1 protein-coding gene and 1 pseudogene are annotated in these 954 nt (G+C 65.6%); one reads left to right on the plus strand and one right to left on the minus strand.

The genetic code is table 11. The annotated features are described in order from the left end of the window. Positions 1-346, plus strand: a 346-nt coding sequence (locus ACO1BU_RS37390) for a dioxygenase family protein (protein WP_481133273.1), incomplete at its 5' end; no start/stop codon positions are given. A gap of 427 nt (positions 347-773) precedes the next feature. On the opposite strand, the pseudogene ACO1BU_RS37395 reads toward ACO1BU_RS37390, so the two are convergent. After that, positions 774-954: pseudogene (locus ACO1BU_RS37395) on the minus strand (IS6 family transposase); the annotation flags it as partial.

The following is a 954-nucleotide window of genomic DNA, read 5'->3' on the forward strand; positions in this document are numbered from 1 at the left end:
TGATCCCACGGCCTTCCAGGGCTATGGCCGCAGCCGGACCGACAAGGAAGGGCGCTTCCGCTTCGTGACGCTGAAGCCCGGGCCGGTGCCGGTCGGACCCCATGCCGGCGGCAATGCCCTGCAGGCCCCGCATGTCGCGCTGGCCGTCTTCGCCCGCGGCCTGCTCCAGCACCTCTCAACCCGGCTCTATTTCGAAGGCGAGCCGCTGAACGCCACCGACCCCGTGCTCAAGGCCGTGCCCGAAGCCCGGCGTGCCACCATGATCGCCAGGCCCGCCGGAAACAGCACCTGGAACCTCGACCTCCGCCTCCAGGGCGAAGGCGAAACCGTCTGGATGGCGGTGTAGAAACTGGTGCAGCAATAAGCACGGTTGTTGCCGTGGTTGCCATCACCAGATCGATCGCGCGCACGAGCAACAACCCGATCACGCTGGAGGAGCAGGGAAGTCCATCCATCAGGCTTACGAAGCCGGTGGTTCCTTCGTCCACATCCGCATCCGCGACCCCGCCGAGTTCTCTTCAGAACCTGCCCTCCTCGCCCGCGTCCACGATTGCGTGTGCAAGCAATACCGAGACATACTCGCCCAGTTCTCTACCAGCAGGCACGGGCGCGAATTTTCCGCGCGCTGCTCGTGACCACGCTACGCACAGCCCAATGATGGGCTCAGCGCTTCATCCACCGCGCTCGACGGCCCTCACGACCTGCAACGGCACCGTCAACTTGCTGGCCTCTAGGCGACGAGGCTGGCTGATCGGCAGCGGGATCAAGGGCGATCAAGCCCGCGCGGCGACCCCGCTGATCTCGGACCACACCTCGAATGCGCGCGCCCTTGCGGTGCGGTAATCGCTGGCAGTGACGCGGTCGCGGCGAAGATGAAAGAGGTTGTTGATCCCGTCATGGGCGGAGAGGAAGCGCTGCGCCTGGCCGGCGGACTTGAACCGCTTCATCTGTCGT

Source organism: Roseomonas chloroacetimidivorans, from assembly GCF_049629625.1.
Taxonomy (GTDB): Bacteria; Pseudomonadota; Alphaproteobacteria; order Acetobacterales; family Acetobacteraceae; genus Roseomonas; species Roseomonas chloroacetimidivorans.